Source organism: Stutzerimonas stutzeri, from assembly GCF_002890915.1.
GTDB lineage: Bacteria > Pseudomonadota > Gammaproteobacteria > Pseudomonadales > Pseudomonadaceae > Stutzerimonas > Stutzerimonas stutzeri_AF.
This window is the reverse complement of record NZ_POUT01000004.1, coordinates 16,857-32,533: the sequence shown is the minus strand read 5'-3', so window position 1 is coordinate 32,533 and position 15,677 is coordinate 16,857. Positions and strand designations below refer to the sequence as shown.

Genomic DNA, 15,677 nt, shown 5'->3' with positions numbered 1-15,677 from the left:
ATTACTGGATTGAGTTCTTCCGGCATGAATACAGAACACCGCAAACCTCTGCCCGGCACCCAGCTTGACTACTTCGACACCCGCGAGGCGGTCGAAGCGATCCAGCCGGGCGCCTACGACAAGCTGCCCTATACCTCCCGCGTGCTGGCCGAACAGCTGGTGCGGCGCTGCGAGCCGGCCGCGCTGACCGATTCGCTCAAGCAGATCATCGAGCGCAAGCGCGATCTGGACTTCCCCTGGTACCCGGCGCGCGTGGTCTGCCATGACATCCTCGGGCAGACCGCGCTGGTCGATCTCGCCGGCCTGCGTGACGCGATCGCCGAGCAGGGCGGCGACCCGGCCAAGGTCAATCCGGTGGTGCCGACCCAGCTGATCGTCGACCACTCGCTGGCGGTGGAATATGCCGGCTTCGATCCGCAGGCTTTCGAGAAGAACCGTGCCGTCGAGGAGCGCCGCAACGAGGATCGTTTCCACTTCATCGAGTGGACCAAGACCGCGTTCAAGAACGTCGACGTGATCCCCGCCGGCAACGGCATCATGCACCAGATCAACCTGGAGAAGATGTCCCCGGTGATCCAGGCCCGCGGCGGCGTAGCCTTCCCGGACACCTGCGTGGGCACCGATTCACACACGCCGCACGTCGATGCACTGGGCGTGATCGCCATCGGCGTCGGCGGCCTCGAGGCCGAGACCGTGATGCTCGGCCTGCCTTCGATGATGCGCCTGCCCGACATAATCGGTGTGCGGCTGACTGGCAAGCGCCAGCCGGGCATCACCGCCACCGATATCGTCCTGGCGCTGACCGAGTTCCTGCGCAAGGAGCGTGTGGTCGGGGCCTGGGTCGAGTTCTTCGGCGAAGGCGCCGACAGCCTGTCCATCGGCGACCGCGCGACCATCTCCAACATGTGCCCGGAATACGGCGCCACCGCGGCGATGTTCTACATCGACCAGCAGACCCTCGACTACCTCAGGCTGACCGGTCGCGAGCCGGAGCAGGTTGCCCTGGTCGAACAGTACGCCAAGGAAACCGGGCTGTGGGCGACTGCCCTGGAAGGCGCCGAGTACGAGCGCGTGCTCGAATTCGACCTGTCCAGCGTCGTGCGCAACATGGCCGGCCCGAGCAACCCGCACAAGCGCCTGCCGACCTCGGCACTGCACGAGCGCGGCATCGCGGACGAGTCCAAGCTGGCCGCCGCGCGTGCCGAAGAGGCCGAAGGCCTGTTGCCGGATGGCGCGGTGATCATCGCCGCCATCACCAGCTGCACCAATACCTCCAACCCGCGCAACGTGGTCGCCGCCGGTCTGCTGGCGAAGAAGGCCAACGAGCTGGGCCTGGTACGCAAGCCGTGGGTGAAGACCTCCTTCGCCCCGGGCTCCAAGGTGGCCAAGCTGTACCTGGAGGAAGCCGGCCTGCTGCCGGAACTGGAGAAGCTCGGCTTCGGCATCGTCGCCTATGCCTGCACCACCTGTAACGGCATGTCCGGTGCACTGGATCCGAAGATCCAACAGGAGATCATCGATCGGGACCTGTATGCCACGGCGGTACTGTCGGGCAACCGCAACTTCGACGGCCGTATCCACCCGTACGCCAAGCAGGCCTTCCTGGCCTCGCCGCCGCTGGTGGTGGCCTATGCCATCGCTGGCACCGTGCGCTTCGATATCGAGCAGGACGTGCTGGGCACCGACAAGAACGGCCACCCGGTCACCCTGAAGGACCTCTGGCCGAGCGACGAGGAGATCGACGCCATCGTCGCCGCCTCGGTCAAGCCGGAGCAGTTCAAGCAGGTCTACATCCCGATGTTCGACCTGGGTAGCATCGAGGAAGCCAAGAGCCCGCTGTACGACTGGCGCCCGATGTCCACCTACATCCGCCGCCCGCCGTACTGGGAAGGCGCGCTGGCTGGCGAACGCACGCTCAAGGGCATGCGCCCGCTGGCGATCCTGCCGGACAACATCACCACCGACCACCTGTCGCCGTCCAACGCCATCCTGGCCAGCTCCGCGGCCGGCGAATACCTGGCGAAGATGGGCCTGCCGGAGGAGGACTTCAACTCCTACGCCACCCACCGCGGCGACCACCTGACCGCCCAGCGCGCCACGTTCGCCAACCCGCAGCTGGTCAACGAGATGGCCGTGGTCGACGGCGAGGTGAAGAAGGGTTCGCTGGCGCGCGTCGAGCCGGAAGGCCAGGTCATGCGCATGTGGGAAGCCATTGAAACCTACATGAACCGCAAGCAGAACCTGATCATCGTCGCCGGTGCCGACTACGGCCAGGGCTCCTCGCGCGACTGGGCGGCCAAGGGCGTACGCCTGGCCGGTGTGGAGGTGATCGTCGCCGAAGGCTTCGAGCGCATCCACCGCACCAACCTGGTCGGCATGGGTGTGCTGCCGGTCGAGTTCAAGCCGGGCACCACCCGCCTGACCCTCGGCCTGGACGGTACCGAGACCTACGACATCGAGGGTGCGTTGTCGCCGCGTTGCGACCTGACCCTGGTCATTCACCACAAGAACGGTGAAGAGACCCGCGTGCCAGTCACTTGCCGTCTCGACACCGCAGCCGAAGTCAGCGTCTACCAGGCCGGTGGCGTGCTGCAGCGGTTTGCCAAGGATTTCCTCGGCCAGGCCTGAGTCACGCCCGCTCAGCACGCGCTCCGCGGCTTGTCCGTGGGGCGCGTGCGGAGCAGCGACATTTCATTCCTGCGCTGCCGTCCGGTGGCGCAGCTTCATGAGGACAAGATTCCCATGGCTCACCTTCCCCAGATCAGGATCCCCGCCACCTACATGCGCGGCGGCACCAGCAAGGGCGTGTTCTTCCGCCTGCAGGACCTGCCGCAAAGCTGCCAGGTGCCGGGGGCCGCGCGTGACAAGCTGTTCATGCGCGTGATCGGCAGCCCCGATCCCTACTCGGCGCAGATCGACGGCATGGGCGGCGCGACGTCCAGCACCAGCAAGTGCGTGATTCTGTCGAAAAGCAGCCGACCGGAGCATGACGTGGAATACCTCTACGGTCAGGTGTCCATCGACAAGCCCTTCGTCGACTGGAGCGGCAATTGCGGCAACCTGTCCACCGGCGCCGGCGCGTTCGCCCTGCACGCCGGACTGGTCGACCCTGCACGTATCCCGGACAACGGTACCTGCGTGGTGCGCATCTGGCAGGCCAATATCGGCAAGACCATCATCGCCCACGTGCCGGTGGTCAACGGCCAGGTGCAGGAGATCGGTGATTTCGAGCTGGACGGCGTCACCTTCCCGGCCGCCGAGATCGTGCTGGAGTTCCTCGATCCGTCCGATGACGGCGACGGTTCGATGTTCCCCACCGGCAATCTGGTTGACGAGCTGGAGGTGCCGGGTGTCGGCACGTTCGCGGCGACCATGATCAGCGCGGGTATTCCGACGGTGTTCGTCAATGCCGAGGAGATCGGCTATCAGGGCACCGAATTGCGCGACGACATCAACGGCGACCCTGCGCAGCTCGCTCGCTTCGAGGCGATTCGCGTTGCCGGCGCGTTGCGCATGGGCCTGATCAAGACGCCCGAAGAAGCGCTGACCCGCCAGCACACGCCGAAGATCGCTTTCGTGTCGCCACCGAAAAGCTACCGTGCCTCCAGCGGCAAGACCATCGACGCGGGTGAAGTGGATCTGCTCGTCCGTGCACTGTCCATGGGCAAGCTGCACCACGCCATGATGGGAACCTGTGCGGTGGCCATCGGCACGGCCGCCGCGGTCCCCGGCACGCTGGTGAACCTGGCCGCCGGTGGTGGCGAGCGTCAGGCCGTGCGTTTCGGGCATCCTTCCGGCACGCTGCGCGTCGGCGCCGAGGCGAAGCAGGTCGACGGAGAATGGACGGTGACCAAGGCGATCATGAGCCGCAGCGCCCGGGTGCTGATGGAGGGCTGGGTGCGCGTGCCGGCCGATACGCTCTGATGCGCGGTGCCGATGAATCGCGTTTGGGCCGAGCCGTGAATTCCCGTGGCTGAAAAGGCAAAAAGTCCGCACCAAGCGGACTTTTTGTTGTCTAGCGAAGCGGCGGTTACTTGAGTCGACGCTCGACGCCTTTCTCCACCAGGATCTTGGCGGAAATTTCCTCCACGGAGAAGTGCGTCGAGTTGATGTAGTTGATGTTCTCGCGGCGGAACAGGTTTTCCACCTCGCGGACCTCGAATTCGCACTGGGCGAAGCTGGCGTAACGGCTGTTGGGTTTGCGCTCGTTGCGGATGGCGGCCAGGCGATCGGGGTCGATGGTGAGGCCGAACAGCTTGTCCTTGTAGTCCTTGAGGGCGCTGGGTAGCTGCAGGCGCTCCATGTCGTCCTCGGTCAGCGGGTAGTTGGCGGCGCGGATGCCGTACTGCATCGCCATGTAGAGGCAGGTCGGCGTCTTGCCGCAGCGGGACACGCCGACCAGGATCAGGTCGGCCTTATCGTAATAACGGGTGCGGGCACCGTCGTCGTTGTCGAGGGCGAAGTTCACCGCCTCGATCCGCTCCATGTAGTTGGTGTTGTGGCCGATGGAATGGGATTTGCCGACGGAATACGAGGAGCGCGACATCAGTTCATGCTCCAGCGGCGCGAGGAACGAGGAGAAGATGTCGATCATGAAACCATTGGATTCGGCGAGGATGTCGCGGATTTCCTGGTTCACCAGCGTGTCGAAGATGATCGGCCGGCCGCCGTCCTTCTCCGCGGCATGGTTGATTTGCTGTACCATGGCCCGCGCTTTTTCCGCGGTGTCGATGTACGGGCGGGTCAGTTTGGTGAAGGTGATGTTCTCGAACTGGGCCAGAAGGCTCTGGCCCAAGGTTTCCGCAGTAATGCCTGTGCCGTCTGAAATGAAGAAAGCGGTTCGTTTCATGTACCTTGGGCCTTAAGTCGAGAACGGTTCCCAGCTATAGTAGGCCCTTCGCCGAGCCCGGTTGGCGGGCATTGTTACTTATTTTGCAGGGCCAGGCCACAGCCGTACGGGCTGGCTCCGGTCGAGTTTCCAACACTAATGTGGAGAGATCACCTTGGTAGAGTACGTAGTTTCCCTCGATAAGCTCGGCAATCATGACGTTGAGCGTGTAGGGGGCAAGAACGCCTCCCTGGGCGAGATGATCAGCAACCTCGCCGGTGCCGGCGTTTCCGTACCGGGCGGTTTCGCCACTACGGCCCAGGCCTATCGCGACTTTCTCGAATTGAGCGGCCTGAACGACCAGATTCATGCGCTGCTCGACTCGCTGGACGTGGATGACGTCAATGCCCTGGCCAAGGCCGGCGCGCAGATCCGCCAATGGGTCATGGATGCCGAGTTCCCGCCGCAGCTCGACGCCGACATCCGCAAGGCCTTCGCCGAAATGTCCGGCGGCAACGACAACATGGCCGTCGCGGTACGTTCCTCGGCTACCGCCGAAGACCTGCCGGATGCCTCCTTCGCCGGCCAGCAGGAAACCTTCCTCAACATCCGTGGCGTGGACAACGTGATCCGTGCCGCCAAGGAAGTCTTCGCTTCGCTGTTCAATGACCGTGCCATCGCCTACCGCGTGCACCAGGGCTTCGACCACAAGCTGGTCGCCCTGTCCGCCGGCGTGCAGCGCATGGTGCGCTCGGAAACCGGTACCGCCGGCGTGATGTTCACCCTGGATACCGAGTCCGGTTTCCGCGACGTGGTCTTCATCACCGGCGCCTACGGCCTCGGCGAGACCGTCGTCCAGGGCGCGGTCAACCCCGATGAGTTCTACGTCCACAAGCAGACGCTGCAGGCCGGCCGCCCGGCGATCCTGCGCCGTAACCTGGGCAGCAAGGCGATCAAGATGGTCTACGGCGACGAAGCCAAGGCCGGCAAGTCGGTCAAGACCGTGGAAGTCGACGCCGCCGATCGCGCGCGTTTCTGCCTGAGCGACGAGGAAGTCACCAACCTCGCCAAGCAGGCGATGATCATCGAGAAGCACTACGGCCGCCCGATGGACATCGAGTGGGCCAAGGACGGTGACGACGGCCAGCTGTACATCGTCCAGGCGCGTCCGGAAACCGTGAAGAGCCGCAGCAGCGCCAACGTCATGGAGCGTTACCTGTTGAAGGAAAAAGGCACCGTGCTGGTCGAGGGGCGCGCCATCGGCCAGCGCATCGGCGCCGGCCCGGTCAAGGTGATCCACGATGTGACCGAGATGGACAAGGTGCAGCCGGGCGACGTGCTGGTTTCCGACATGACCGACCCGGACTGGGAGCCGGTGATGAAGCGCGCCAGCGCCATCGTCACCAACCGTGGCGGCCGCACCTGCCATGCGGCGATCATCGCCCGCGAGCTGGGCATCCCGGCCGTCGTCGGCTGTGGCAATGCCACCGAGCAACTGAAGGATGGCCAGCGCGTGACCGTTTCCTGCGCCGAAGGCGACACCGGCCTGATCTTCGACGGCGAGCTGGGCTTCGACGTGCGCCAGAACTCCATCGATGCCATGCCGGAACTGCCGTTCAAGATCATGATGAACGTCGGTAACCCGGATCGCGCCTTCGACTTCGCCCATCTGCCGAACGAAGGGGTGGGCCTGGCCCGCCTGGAATTCATCATCAACCGCATGATCGGCGTACACCCCAAGGCGCTGCTGAACTTCGACGGCCTGCCGCCCGACGTCAAGAGCAGCGTCGAGAAGCGCATCGCCGGCTACAGCGATCCGGTCGACTTCTACGTCGAGAAGCTGGTCGAGGGCGTCAGCACCCTGGCTGCGGCCTTCTGGCCGAAGAAGGTCATCGTGCGTCTGTCGGACTTCAAGTCCAACGAATACGCCAACCTGATCGGCGGTAAGCTCTACGAACCGGAAGAAGAGAACCCGATGCTCGGCTTCCGTGGCGCCTCGCGCTACATCAGCGACTCGTTCCGCGACTGTTTCGAGCTCGAATGCCGGGCGATGAAGAAGGTCCGCGACGTCATGGGCCTGACCAACGTCGAGCTGATGGTGCCCTTCGTGCGTACCCTGGGCGAAGCCTCGCAGGTGGTCGACCTGCTGGCCAAGTACGGCCTCAAGCGTGGCGAGAACGGCCTGCGCGTCATCATGATGTGCGAACTGCCGTCCAACGCGCTGCTGGCCGATGAGTTCCTCGAATACTTCGACGGCTTCTCCATCGGTTCCAACGACATGACCCAGTTGACGCTGGGCCTGGACCGCGACTCCGGCATCATCGCGCACCTGTTCGACGAGCGTAATCCGGCGGTGAAGAAGCTGCTGGCCAATGCCATCCAGGCATGCACCAAGGCCGGCAAGTACATCGGCATCTGCGGCCAGGGCCCGTCCGATCATCCGGATCTGGCCAAATGGCTGATGGAACAGGGCATCGAAAGCGTGTCCCTGAACCCGGATTCGGTGCTCGATACCTGGTTCTTCCTGGCCGATCGTCAAATCTGATTATCGATAAGCGTTAAGCGAAAACGGGGCCTCAGGCCCCGTTTTCGCTAGTGATGAGGCGTCGCCTGCCTTCTCCGGGCGCATGCGCTGTATCATGACGCGCATGCATGAACCGGTATTCGAGCCGTTTTCCCAAGCAAAGGAGCTTCCCATGCAATACGTCACCCCTGATCTGTGCGATGCCTATCCGGACCTGGTACAGGTGGTCGAGCCGCTGTTCAGCAACTTCGGTGGACGCGATTCCTTCGGTGGGCAAATCGTCACCATCAAATGCTTCGAGGACAATTCCCTGGTCAAGGAACAGGTCGAAGTCGATGGTGCCGGCAAGGTGCTGGTGGTCGATGGTGGCGGCTCATTGCGGCGTGCCCTGCTGGGCGACATGCTGGCCGAGAAAGCGGCGCGCAACGGCTGGGAAGGACTGATCATCTATGGCTGCATCCGTGACGTCGATGTCATCGCGCAGACCGAACTGGGCGTCCAGGCGCTGGCCAGCCATCCGATGAAGACCGACAAGCGTGGTATCGGCGATCTCGACGTGCCGGTGACCTTCTGCGGCGTGACGTTCCGCCCCGGCGAATACGTATACGCCGACAACAATGGAATCATCGTGTCGCCCCAGCCACTGTCCATGCCGGAGTAACTGCCTTCGGCAACAGCGGGGGCGTTCGCTGTACTTCTGAGCCCGGCCCTGCCGGGCTTTTCGTGAACATCGACGGAACAGACTGATGCTGGTGACTGACAGCGAGCAGCGGGGGCTGATTCATGCCTTCCTCCTCGACGGCAGTGGTGGCGCCCGGGTTATCGCCTACGATGACCTGGCTGGCCTGCAACTCTCCGAGAACGAGAGTCTCTGGTTGCACTGGGATCGCAGCCATGAAAAGGCGCAAGCCTGGTTGCGTACGCAAAGTGGCCTGAGCGCGTTCGCCTGCGACGTGCTGCTCGAGGAAAATACCCGTCCACGCATGCTGACCTTGCCGCGCGAGGAGCTGTTGTTGTTCCTGCGCGGGGTGAACCTGAACCCGGATGCTGAGCCGGAAGACATGGTGTCGGTGCGGGTGTTCGCCGATCCGCGTCGCGTGATTTCCCTGCGACTCAGGCCGTTGCGTTCCATCGAGGTGGTGATCCAGCTGCTGGCGGAGGGCAGGGGGCCGAAGACCGCCTCCGAGCTTCTGCTGTACCTGGCCGAATCGATGACCGATCGTGTCGACGACCTGGTTGCCCAACTGGCCGAGCGGGTCGATGCGGAAGAGGAAGAGCTGGAGGGCAACGAGCGTTATACGCCGGAGCATGATTCGATGCTCGCTTTGCGGCGGCGTGCCGCCGGCCTGCGGCGCTTTCTGCTCCCCCAGCGCGAACTCTACGGCCAGCTGACGCGCAGTCGCCTGAGCTGGTTCGCTGACGACGATGCCGAGTATTGGAACGAGCTGAGCAACCGCCTGATGCGCTATCTCGAAGAGCTCGACCTGGTTCGCGAACGGATCAATCTGGTGCTGGAGTCGGAGCAGCGCAGGCTCAGCGAACGGATGAACCGGACGATGTACCTTCTGGCGATCATCACCGGCTTCTTCCTGCCCATGAGCTTTCTGACCGGCCTGCTCGGCATCAACGTTGGCGGCATTCCGGGAGCCGAGAATCCCTATGGGTTCATCCTGGCCTGCCTGATCATCGGTACCGTTGCACTGTGCCAGTGGTGGGTGTTCCGCCGTCTGCGCTGGCTCTGAATGTGACTCTCAACCGCCCACAGGCCGTCTAGACGGAATACTCCAGCGAGGTTTGCATGCGCGATCCCTTCGAAGAATCCCTGCGAGATCTCCTCAACAAGCCATCGATTCACGATGACGATGCTTGTCTGGGGCGCGTCCTCAAAACGGCCAACCGGCAGGTGGGAGCCGGTGATCTGTTCGGCCTGATCGGCCAGTGGCTGCCGGCGCTGATGATGGCGTTCAATAGCGGCTCGCGGCATCTCTCCCCGGTTTCGCGCCGAGAACCATCCAACCCTTCGTTCGATAAGGCTGATTGATCATGGAATTCGATCCCTGGACTCAAAGTCTGCTGTCGGCGATGAGCTCGCTCTGGGCTTCTGTCGCGGCCTTCATTCCTCGTCTGTTCGGCGCCCTGGTCGTGGTACTGCTTGGCTTCGTGGTGGCCAAGCTGCTCGATACGCTGCTTTCCAAGGTACTCGCCAAGGTCGGCCTCGATCGATTGATGGCCGGCACGGGGCTCACCAAGCTGCTGGGGCGGGCGGGCATCCGTATCCCGGTTTCCGCCTTGATCGGCAAGGTCGTCTACTGGTTCGTGCTGCTGATCTTCCTGGTCTCGGCTGCCGAATCTCTGGGGTTGGAGCGTGTTTCCGCAACGCTCGACATGCTGACCCTCTACGTGCCCAAGGTGCTCGGTGCGGCGTTGATTCTGCTGGCGGGCGTGCTGCTCGCGCAGTTGCTCAGCGGGCTGGTGCGCGGCGCCGCGGAAGGGGTAGGGCTGGATTATGCGAACGGGCTCGCCCGGATAGCGCAGGGGCTGGTCATCATCATCAGCATCTCCGTGGCCATCGGGCAACTCGAGGTCAAGACCGAGCTGCTGAACTATGTGATCGCGATCGTGCTGATCACCGTTGGCCTGGCGGTCGCGCTGGCATTCGGTTTGGGCAGTCGCGAGCTGGTTGGGCAGATTCTTGCCGGCATCTACGTGCGCGAGCTTTACGAGGTGGGGCAGTATGTGAAACTGGCGGATGTCGAAGGGCAGATCGAGGAAATCGGGACGGTCAAGACCCTGCTGCTTACCGATGATGGCGAGCTCGCTTCGGTAGCCAACAAAGTGCTGCTGGAACAGCGTGTTGCCAGCCGTTAGCCCTGCATTTCTGGTAAAGTACGTCGCCTTTTTTCGGTTTCCATGATTTGGCGGCCGTGACCATGTCTGCCGGCTCGAAGCGTCTTGACTAAAACCCAAACGTCCATTCCGCGCTACGACCCTCGCCAGCTCACCGATGAGGAGCTGGTGCAGCATGCCCATGGCGAACTATTTCATATTACCCGCGCGTATGAAGAGCTCATGCGGCGCTATCAGCGCACGTTGTTCAATGTATGTGCGCGTTATCTGGGGAACGAGCGTGACGCCGACGATGTATGTCAGGAAGTAATGCTCAAGGTTCTTTATGGCTTGAAGAACTTCGAAGGTAAATCCAAATTCAAGACCTGGCTCTACAGCATCACTTATAACGAGTGCATCACTCAATATCGCAAGGAGCGTCGCAAGAGGCGTTTGCTCGATGCCCTGAGCCTCGATCCGCTTGAGGAGGCTTCCGAGGAGAAGACGCCTAAGATCGAGGATAAAGGCGGGCTGGATCGCTGGCTGGTCCATGTCAATCCGATCGATCGGGAGATATTGGTGTTGCGTTTCGTCGCCGAATTAGAGTTCCAGGAAATTGCCGACATCATGCATATGGGGCTAAGCGCAACGAAGATGCGTTACAAACGTGCGCTCGATAAGCTCCGGGAAAAATTTTCCGAGAAGATTGAAACTTAATGACAAGAAGCTGTCTTATGCCAGACGAACAGCTTGGGCATACAGACAGCCGGTTTCCTTAGATTGTTCTGATATCAACCACCAGATGGGGATTTACGGATGAAACTTAAAAACACTTTAGGCGTTGTAATCGGTTCGATGGTTGCCGCCACTTCTGTCGGCGCGCTGGCCCAAGGGCAGGGCGCCGTTGAAGTGGAAGCGTTCGGCAAGCACTACTTCACCGATAGCTCGCGTGATGTACAGCGCGACGGTGAACTCTATGGCGCAGGCGTCAGCTACTTCCTCACCGATGACGTCTCGCTGGGCCTTTCCTATGGCGAATACCACGACCTGACCTCCGAGGATCCGGTTGGCGCGGACGGCCACAAGAACATCAAGGGCAGCCTGACCTCCCTGGATGCCGCTTACCACTTCGGCGCTCCGGGTGTCGGCCTGCGTCCGTACGTCTCCGCCGGTGTCGCGCACCAGAGCATCGGCCAGGCTGCCCGTAGCGGCCGTGACAGCAGCACCTTCGCCAACGTCGGTACCGGCCTGAAGTACTACTTCACCGAGAACTTCTTCGCCAAGGCCAGCGTCGACGGCATGTACAACATCGATGCCGACGAAGCCGAATGGATGGCAGGTGTTGGCGTTGGTCTGAACTTCGGCGGCGGCGCCCGTCAGGTTGCAGCCGTCGAGCCGACTCCGGAGCCGGCTCCGGCACCGATCGTCGACACCGAGCCGGAACCGGCTCCGGAAGTGGTCCGTGTCGAGCTGGACGTCAAGTTCGACTTCGACAAGTCGCGTGTCCGTGAAGAAAGCTACAGCGACATCCGCAACCTCGCTGACTTCATGCAGCAGTACCCGCAGACCACCACCGTGGTTGAAGGTCACACCGACTCCGTCGGTACCGACCAGTACAACCAGCGCCTGTCCGAGCGTCGTGCCGAAGCTGTGCGCAACGTTCTGGTCAACGAGTATGGCGTGGAAGGCGGTCGCGTGAATTCGGTAGGTTACGGTGAATCCCGTCCGGTGGCCGACAACTCCACCGAGGAAGGTCGTCAGATCAACCGTCGCGTGGAAGCCGAAGTGGAAGCTCAGGTTCAGTAACCCGAGAATTCCGCTGCGAGAAAAACCCGGCCTTGGCCGGGTTTTTCTTTGTCTGCAGGAAAACCGATCCGCTCGCAGGAACGGGTACGTTTTCTGCTGGCTGAAGAGGTCGCCACCGCGCCTTGAGCATTGGTGGAAAAGTGTTGTGCATAAAAAACCCCGCCGAAGCGGGGTTCTTTCATTGCGTCACCGTCAGACGACTTCGACGACCTGGATCTTGGCCTTTTCCGCAGCTTCACGGAACTCGGCGATCTGGTCGAAGGACAGGTAGCGATAGATATCGGCAGCCATGCTGTCGATGTTCTGCGCGTAGGCCATGTACTCCTCGACGGTCGGCAGCTTGCCGATGATGGAGGCTACGGCCGCCAGTTCGGCAGAGGCGAGGTAGACGTTGGTGGCGTCACCCAGGCGGTTCGGGAAGTTACGGGTCGAGGTGGAAACCACGGTCGAACCGGTCTGCACGCGAGCCTGGTTACCCATGCACAGCGAGCAGCCCGGCATTTCCATGCGCGCACCGGCCTTGCCGTAGATGCCGTAGTAGCCTTCTTCGGTCAGCTGGTGAGCGTCCATCTTGGTCGGCGGAGCCAGCCACAGGCGGGTCGGGATGCCGCCCTTGACCTTGTCCAGCAGCTTGCCGGCAGCGCGGAAGTGGCCGATGTTGGTCATGCAGGAGCCGATGAAGACCTCGTCGATCTTCTCGCCGGCAACGGTGGACAGCAGGCGGGCGTCGTCCGGGTCGTTCGGCGCGCAGAGCACGGGCTCCTTCACGTCGGCCAGGTCGATCTCGATCACGGCCGCGTATTCGGCGTCCTTGTCGGCTTCCAGCAGTTGCGGGTTGGCCAGCCAGGCTTCCATGGCCTGGGCGCGGCGCTCCAGGGTGCGGGCATCGCCATAGCCTTCGCTGATCATCCAGCGCAGCATGGTGATATTCGACTTCAGGTACTCGGCGATAGAGTCTTCCGGCAGCTTGATGGTGCAGCCGGCAGCCGAACGCTCGGCGGAGGCATCGGACAGTTCGAATGCCTGCTCGACGGTCAGCTGGTTCAGGCCTTCGATCTCGAGGATGCGGCCGGAGAAGATGTTCTTCTTGCCCTTCTTCTCGACGGTCAACAGGCCCTGCTGGATGGCGTAGTAGGGGATGGCATGGACCAGGTCACGCAGGGTGATGCCCGGCTGCATCTGGCCCTTGAAGCGCACCAGGACGGATTCCGGCATGTCCAGCGGCATGACGCCGGTGGCAGCGGCGAAGGCGACCAGGCCGGAACCGGCCGGGAAGGAGATGCCGATCGGGAAGCGGGTGTGCGAGTCACCACCGGTACCGACGGTGTCCGGCAGCAGCATGCGGTTCAGCCAGCTGTGGATGATGCCGTCGCCCGGACGCAGGGACACGCCGCCGCGGGTCATGATGAAGTCCGGCAGGGTGTGGTGGGTGTTGACGTCGATCGGCTTCGGGTAGGCCGCGGTGTGGCAGAACGACTGCATCACCAGGTCGGCGGAGAAGCCCAGGCAAGCCAGGTCCTTCAGCTCGTCGCGGGTCATCGGGCCGGTGGTGTCCTGGGAGCCCACGGTGGTCATCTTCGGCTCGCAGTAGGTACCCGGGCGCACGCCCTGGCCTTCCGGCAGGCCGCAGGCACGACCGACCATCTTCTGTGCGAGGGTGAAGCCCTTGCCGCTGTCGGCCGGCGCTTCCGGCTTCTTGAACAGGGTGGACGGCGCCAGGCCCAGCTCGGCACGAGCCTTCTCGGTCAGGCCACGACCGATGATCAGCGGGATGCGGCCGCCGGCGCGGACTTCGTCCAGCAGGACTTCGGTCTTCAGTTCGAAGGTGGTGATGACTTCATCGGTGCCGTGCTTGCAGACCTTGCCGGCGTACGGGTAGACGTCGATGACGTCGCCCATGGCCAGGTTGGTGCAGTCGAATTCGATCGGCAGGGCGCCGGCGTCTTCCATGGTGTTGTAGAAGATCGGGGCGATCTTGGTGCCGAAGCAGAAACCACCGGCGCGCTTGTTCGGAACGAAGGGGATGTCGTCGCCGAAGAACCACAGTACCGAGTTGGTGGCGGACTTGCGCGAAGAACCGGTACCGACGACGTCACCGACGTAGGCAACCGGGAAGCCCTTGGCTTTCAGTTCTTCCATCTGCTTGATCGGGCCGACCGAGCCCGGAGCGTCCGGGTTGATGCCGTCGCGGGCCATCTTCAGCATGGCCAGGGCGTGCAGCGGGATGTCGGGGCGCGACCAGGCGTCCGGAGCCGGCGACAGGTCGTCGGTGTTGGTTTCGCCGGTCACCTTGAAGACCGACAGAGTCACTTTCTCGGCAACGGCCGGACGGTTGGTGAACCATTCGCCTTCGGCCCAGGACTGCATCACGGCCTTGGCATGCTGGTTGCCGGCCTTGGCCTTCTCGGCGACATCGTGGAAGGCGTCGAACATCAGCAGGGTGTGCTTCAGCTGCTCGGCGGCCACGGCGCCCAGTTCGGCGCTGTCCAGCAGTTCGACCAGGGTGGCGATGTTGTAGCCGCCCTGCATGGTACCCAGCAGTTCCACGGCGCGCTGCTTGCTCAGCAGCGGGGAGGAGGTTTCACCTTTGGCCAGGGCGGACAGGAAGCCGGCCTTGACGTAGGCAGCTTCGTCGACGCCTGCGGGGACGCGGTTGGTGATCAGGTCAACGAGGAATTCTTCTTCGCCGGCCGGCGGGTTCTTCAGCAGCTCGACCAGGCCTGCGGTTTGCTCGGCGTTCAGCGGCTGGGGCACGACGCCCTGGGCGGCACGCTCTTCTACGTGTTTGCGATAGGCTTCAAGCACAGTTTTTACCCTCATCATTGGTCCCATGGGTGTTTCGGGACGCGCATCCGGAAGCTGTTTTCAAAGTTTTACGCCGGATGGGCGAGGCCGGATGGGCAGGGAACGGGCGGTTCCGCGCACCCGGCACGCGGCCGGTTCAACTGTGCTCGTGACGCTTTGAAAACAGCTTCGTATGGAATGTGGCGCCAAAAACGGCGGGCCGATTCTACTGGAATGGGCCCGTAAAGTTAAGTCGAGCACCCGCATCGGCTGGCGCCGTCTCGCTACGCAGGGCTGCTGCGGGTAAGGTCTGGAGGCCGGCTGGGCTGGGCTGCAGGCGGTCGCGGTTGGTCATCGAGGATGAAGGCGGGTGACCCTGGTTGGACAAAAGTCTAAGATGCGCGGCTGATCAATAGCCCGTCCTGCCCATGTCCAACCAGCGCATACAGACCCCCTGCATCGGCCTCTGCTCGACCGTTTATGGCGACAACGTCTGCCGCGGCTGCAAGCGCTTCCATCATGAGGTGGTGAACTGGAACGGCTATGGCGACGAGGAGAAGCGCGCGGTATGGCGGCGCCTGGAGATTCTGCTGGCGCAGGTGATGGCGGCGAAGCTGGAGGTCTTCGATGCCCAGTTGCTGCGCCAGCAGCTGGAAGCGCGGCAGGTCCGCTTCGTGCTCGAACAGTCCCCCTATTGCTGGGCCTACCAGCTGATCGCCCGTGGCGCCCGGGTCATCCAGCAATTGGACGCCTACGGGGTGATGCTGCTTCCTGAATTCCGTGGATGGCCGCTGCCACGGCTGAGGGATGCCATCGATCGCGAGTTCTTCCTGCTTTCCGAGGCGCACTACGAACGCTACATGGCGCCGCGATTCCTCGCCGAGGGCAAGGGGACCCTCGGCTGAGGGC

At 62.9% G+C, this 15,677-nt stretch carries 13 protein-coding genes; 10 read left to right on the top strand and 3 right to left on the bottom strand.

What is annotated here, in order from left to right; translation table 11 throughout:
* The first annotated feature begins 24 nt into the window (after positions 1-24).
* Both acnD and prpF read left to right on the top strand, forming a co-directional pair.
* Entirely contained in the window at positions 25-2,628 is a 2,604-nt protein-coding gene (acnD, locus tag CXK94_RS09200; RefSeq protein ID WP_102894095.1) for a Fe/S-dependent 2-methylisocitrate dehydratase AcnD, read from the top strand.
* Between the two features lie 114 nt (positions 2,629-2,742).
* Positions 2,743-3,924 carry a 2-methylaconitate cis-trans isomerase PrpF gene (prpF, locus tag CXK94_RS09195; RefSeq protein WP_037037439.1) on the top strand — a complete coding sequence of 394 codons (1,182 nt, stop codon included), beginning with the start codon at positions 2,743-2,745 and terminating at the stop codon, positions 3,922-3,924.
* A gap of 106 nt (positions 3,925-4,030) precedes the next feature.
* Here the strand turns inward: prpF and ppsR are convergent, their stop codons facing one another.
* Positions 4,031-4,849 carry a posphoenolpyruvate synthetase regulatory kinase/phosphorylase PpsR gene (gene ppsR, locus CXK94_RS09190; protein WP_037037264.1) on the bottom strand — a complete coding sequence of 273 codons (819 nt, stop codon included), beginning with the start codon at positions 4,847-4,849 and terminating at the stop codon, positions 4,031-4,033.
* Positions 4,850-5,003: 154 nt separating this feature from the next.
* Between ppsR and ppsA the strand changes: the two genes are divergently transcribed.
* From ppsA to CXK94_RS09150, 7 genes are all read left to right on the top strand, one after another.
* Entirely contained in the window at positions 5,004-7,373 is a 2,370-nt protein-coding gene (ppsA, locus tag CXK94_RS09180; RefSeq protein WP_102894093.1) for a phosphoenolpyruvate synthase, read from the top strand.
* A gap of 151 nt (positions 7,374-7,524) precedes the next feature.
* Positions 7,525-8,013, top strand: coding sequence for a ribonuclease E activity regulator RraA (gene rraA, locus CXK94_RS09175; protein ID WP_102894092.1), 489 nt, complete (start codon positions 7,525-7,527; stop codon positions 8,011-8,013).
* 85 nt (positions 8,014-8,098) lie between these two features.
* Complete coding sequence (locus CXK94_RS09170) at positions 8,099-9,094, top strand: zinc transporter ZntB (RefSeq protein WP_102894091.1); 996 nt, start codon at positions 8,099-8,101, stop codon at positions 9,092-9,094.
* Positions 9,095-9,150: 56 nt separating this feature from the next.
* Positions 9,151-9,393, top strand: a complete 243-nt coding sequence (locus tag CXK94_RS09165) for a hypothetical protein (RefSeq protein ID WP_037037268.1) — start codon at positions 9,151-9,153, stop codon at positions 9,391-9,393.
* 2 nt (positions 9,394-9,395) lie between these two features.
* Positions 9,396-10,220, top strand: a complete 825-nt coding sequence (locus CXK94_RS09160) for a mechanosensitive ion channel family protein (protein WP_102894090.1) — start codon at positions 9,396-9,398, stop codon at positions 10,218-10,220.
* A gap of 84 nt (positions 10,221-10,304) precedes the next feature.
* Positions 10,305-10,895, top strand: a complete 591-nt coding sequence (gene sigX, locus CXK94_RS09155) for an RNA polymerase sigma factor SigX (protein ID WP_102894089.1) — start codon at positions 10,305-10,307, stop codon at positions 10,893-10,895.
* Between the two features lie 99 nt (positions 10,896-10,994).
* Positions 10,995-11,984 (top strand): OmpA family protein, encoded by a 990-nt coding sequence (locus CXK94_RS09150; RefSeq protein ID WP_037037274.1) that lies wholly within the window; start codon positions 10,995-10,997, stop codon positions 11,982-11,984.
* Here the strand turns inward: CXK94_RS09150 and CXK94_RS22260 are convergent.
* Positions 11,978-12,166, bottom strand: a complete 189-nt coding sequence (locus CXK94_RS22260; protein ID WP_128576017.1) for a hypothetical protein — start codon at positions 12,164-12,166, stop codon at positions 11,978-11,980. The two genes, CXK94_RS09150 and CXK94_RS22260, sit on opposite strands and share 7 nt — an antisense overlap.
* Positions 12,167-12,176: 10 nt before the next feature.
* Positions 12,177-14,789: a bifunctional aconitate hydratase 2/2-methylisocitrate dehydratase gene (gene acnB / locus CXK94_RS09145; RefSeq protein WP_102894088.1), complete on the bottom strand. Its 2,613-nt coding sequence runs from the start codon at positions 14,787-14,789 to the stop codon at positions 12,177-12,179.
* A gap of 407 nt (positions 14,790-15,196) precedes the next feature.
* Between acnB and CXK94_RS09140 the strand changes: the two genes are divergently transcribed.
* Complete coding sequence (locus CXK94_RS09140; RefSeq protein WP_102894087.1) at positions 15,197-15,673, top strand: DUF1289 domain-containing protein; 477 nt, start codon at positions 15,197-15,199, stop codon at positions 15,671-15,673.
* Positions 15,674-15,677: the final 4 nt, after the last annotated feature.